At 69.6% G+C, this 3,769-nt stretch carries 3 protein-coding genes; 1 reads left to right on the top strand and 2 read right to left on the bottom strand.

What is annotated here, in order from left to right; all coding sequences use genetic code 11:
• Together ACQKIP_RS42525 and ACQKIP_RS42520 are read right to left on the bottom strand one after the other, a co-directional pair.
• Positions 1-1,161, bottom strand: a 1,161-nt coding sequence (locus tag ACQKIP_RS42525) for a family 43 glycosylhydrolase (protein ID WP_427745462.1), incomplete at its 3' end; no start/stop codon positions are given.
• Positions 1,162-1,173: 12 nt separating this feature from the next.
• On the bottom strand, positions 1,174-2,658 hold the full coding sequence (locus ACQKIP_RS42520) for a sulfatase-like hydrolase/transferase (protein ID WP_365854748.1): 1,485 nt from the start codon (positions 2,656-2,658) through the stop codon (positions 1,174-1,176).
• A gap of 277 nt (positions 2,659-2,935) precedes the next feature.
• Here ACQKIP_RS42520 and ACQKIP_RS42515 point away from each other — a divergent pair.
• Positions 2,936-3,769: ROK family protein (locus tag ACQKIP_RS42515; RefSeq protein ID WP_427745461.1), on the top strand; the 834-nt coding region annotated here is incomplete at its 3' end.

The following is a 3,769-nucleotide window of genomic DNA, read 5'->3' as shown; positions in this document are numbered from 1 at the left end:
GCCCACACCCGCGGTCCAGCGCTCGGAGTACGGGCCTTCGAAACGGTCCGCGACGGCGACGACCGCGTCGTACTGGTACTGGGTCCGCCCGGTGCCCGGGTTGTCGTAGCCGTAGCGGGGGCTGCCGTAGGCGTCGATCGAGGTACGGTCCCACGCGGCGTGCAGCAGGTAGTACTTGCCGCCGTGCTTGAACACGTAGGCGCCTTCGAGGTACGGCTCGGGTGTGTAGGGCTTCTGCCGGAACAGCGGGAGGTTCGTCGTCGGTTCGATGTCCTCCATGTCCTCGCGGAACTTGGCGTAGAGGTGGTTGTGCAGCACCAGCCAGGCGTCCTTGCCCTCGGTGTAGATGCTGCCGTCGATGTGGAAGTACGCGCCGTGCTTGATCCACGACGGTCCGCCGATGAACGACTCCCCGAAGGGCTTGTCGTAGTTGCCCTCGATCAGGCGGTAGGGGCCCTCGACTCCGCCCTCACTCACCAGGACGAACGAGCCCACCTTCTTGGAGTGATCGCCCATGCACGCCACGAGGTACCACTTGCCGCGGAAGTAGTGCAGCTCGGGCGCCCAGGCGTTGCCGCGCTTGCCGAACTGGCCGTCGTCGTGCCAGTACTCCTGCCAGGGGGCGACGACCGTGCGGCCGGGCCGGTTCTCCCCCACGAACTCCGGCGACCAGACCTTGCCGCGCTCGGCGTCGGGCCGGATCTTCGTGGTGTCGGCCAGCTTCCAGGGGCCGTGTATGGACCGTGCCGTCCACACGAAGATGCCGTCGTTCCAGGGGCCGGCCGCGGTGAGTCCCGGCACCCGGGTGGTGCCGGTCGCGACATAGAGGGGGCGTCCGTCGACGGTGAAGCAGTTGACGTAGGTGTCCCGCATCCAGACCCTGCCCAGCTCCTCGTCACGGGGGCGGAGTTCGAGGGGCAGGACGAAGGAGTTGTCGTCGCGCGGCCACAGTTCCTCCCGGGCGTCCGCACGGCCGTACGGTTCGAGGGCGGGCCAGTTCGCCGGATAGCGGGACGGCGGCCGGTGCGCCGCTGCCGCGCCGCCCTGGTCCGACTGGGCCCGGGCCACGCCGGCGGGCACCGCCACCGCGCCCACGGAACCCGCCATGCCGGCCAGTACGGACCGCCGGCCGAAGTTCGATTCGTTCGTGGGTCTTGTCATCACATGCTCTCCCTAGTCGTGTGAAAGCCGAGCGTCGGTCTCGAAGGCGGAGAGGGTCGTGTCGTAGTCCGTCTCCACGTCGTACATCGGCGTCATCCAGTGGTAGAAGTTGTCGCCGCGCTCGCGGAGCAGGTCGTAGAGCCGCCGGGTCAGCTCCGCGCGGATCTCCCGCATTTCGGGGTGGTCATGGCGGTTGTGCAGCTCGTCGGGGTCGGCATCGAGGTCGTAGAGCTCGTTGCGGGACTCGGGGTTGATCACCAGCTTGTGGCTTCTGGTGCGCAGCATCCGCTGCGGACAGGGGAAGTGGTGGCCGTGGAACTCGGCGAGGTGGTGCTCGTCCCACCGGGGGTGCTCGCCGCGTACGAGGGGCAGCAGGCTGCGGCTGTCCACGGCCGGCTCGGTCTTGCTGCCCGCCAGGTCGAGGATGGTGGCGGTGCAGTCGGTGAGCGAGACGAACTCCTCGCGGACCTGGCCCCGCGGGGCGCCGGGGACCTTGAGCATGCCGGGGATGCGGTAGATGTCCTCGTACATCGCCGGGCCCTTGTCGTGCAGCCGGTGCGATCCGGTGAACTCGCCGTGGTCGGCGGTGAAGAAGACGGCCGTCCGCTCGTCGAGGCCCAGTTCGCGCACGGCGTCCAGGATGCGGCCGATCTGCTCGTCGACGAGCGTGACGTAGCCCCAGTAGACGGCGATCAGCTTGCGCGTCTCCTCCAGCGGCATGGTGTCGAAGGCCCACAGCTTGCTGTAGTTCTGCTGGACGGCCGGTTTCGCCGCGAAGGTCTCGCTGATCGAGGCGGGCAGTTCGACCAGGGCCGGGTCGTACATGTCGTAGTAGGCGTCCGGGAGGATGTAGGGCAAGTGCGGCCCGAAGAAGTGGGTGGCCAGGAAGAACGGCGCGCCCTGTCCCTGGTCCTCCTGCGCGGCGAAGCGGCGGAGCATCTCGATGGTGCGCGTGGCCAGGTAGTGCTCGAAGGTGGCCTCTACGGGCTGGTGGAGGCGGGCGGCCAGGAGGTTTCCGGGACTGCCGTTGGGCGTGGTGCCCCGCACCGGGTCCGTGATGCGGTACGGGGGCAGGCCGTTGTCCGCCAGGTAGGCGAGGTAGTCCGGGTGGTCCACGGGGTTGTGCCAGCCGGCCAGGTCGGGGCCCTCGAAGCCGTAGTCGGCGGCGGTGCGCCGCACGCCGCCGTGCCACTTGCCGAGCAGGCCCAGGTTGTAGCCCTCGGAGCGCAGTTGCTCGGAGAAGGTGAACTGGCCCTCGGAGAGGTCTTCGAGATAGCCGACGTTGCGCTCGTAGTTGGCGAGCAGCTTGTGGCGGAAGGGGGCGGCGCCGGTGAGCAGGCTGGCGCGTGCGGGGGTGCAGATCGCGGTGGGGGTGTAGAAGCTGTCGAACCGGGTGCCCGCGGCGGCCAGCCGGTCGAGGTTCGGGGTGTGCGTGTGCGGGTTGCCATACGCGCCCAGGGTGTCCACGCGGTGCTGGTCGGTCATCAGGAAGAGCATGTTGTGGCGCACGGAGGGCCTCTCGGGTCGGTCGGTCCGGCTTCCGGCACACGTCGGCCTCGGCCGGGTGCCGTGGGACGCATGCTCCGACCCGGCGATGATTTAAGTCAAGAGTGCGTACATAAATCGCATCGAGCCACGCCGCCAGGCGAGTTCCGGGGGAGCTCGCGCCATCGGCGCCAGCAGATCACGGCGTTGCCGGTCCGGCGTTTCCTGTGACACCGCGTTCATGTGAACAATTTGTTTCGACTCATTGACGAAAATACTCGGCGCTCACATGCTGTCCTGCATGCACGAACACGACGGCCCGCTGACGCGGCTCCGACGCAGCCACGAGCAAGCGGTTCTCGAGCTGCTCCGCAAGCACGGCCCGCTGAGCCGCGCCGAGTTGGGCGACCGCAGCGGCCTATCCCGTACCACGCTGCACGACATCGTCGCCGGGCTCGTGGGCAACGGCTCCGTGGTCACCGGCACCCCGCACGTCGAGGTGCGCAAGCGCGGCCGTCCGGTGGAGAAGCTCAGCCTCAACCCGGCCGCCGGAGAGGCGGTCGGCATCGACTTCGCGCGCCGCGCCGTGCACGTCGCCGCGGTCAACTTCGCCCATGAGGTGATCGGTTCGGCGAGCGAGGCGCATGCGGCCGATCTGTCCTGGCCTGAGCGGATCGACATCGCGGAACGGCTGCTCGCCGCGTCGGGCGCCGTCCACCTCGACGCGCTCAGCGCGCTCGGCGTCGGCGTGGTCGGGCCGATCACCGACCCCGGCAGCGAGCAGGCCCGCGCGCAGGGCACCGACGGCCTGCCCGACCTGCTGCGCAAGCGGTTCGGCGTGCCGGTGCTCCTGGACAACAACACCCGGCTCGCGGCGCTCGCTGAAGCGGTGTGGGGCGCGGCAGCGGACCGCAGCGACGTGCTCTACCTGCGGTTGTCGCACGGCGTCGGCGGCGGCCTGGTCGTGGGCGGCGCGCTGCACCGCGGACGCAACGGCCTGTCCGGCGAGTTCGGGCACATCACCGTCGACCCGGCCGGCAGACCCTGCGAATGCGGCGGGACCGGCTGCCTGGAGACGCGTGCCTCACTCGACGCCGTCCTCTACCGCGACCGCGAGGCCGGC

This window comes from Streptomyces sp. NPDC059900, assembly GCF_050270335.1.
Lineage (GTDB): Bacteria > Actinomycetota > Actinomycetes > Streptomycetales > Streptomycetaceae > Streptomyces.
Note: the sequence above shows the minus strand (reverse complement) of the source record. Positions and strands in the feature narration are given on the sequence as shown.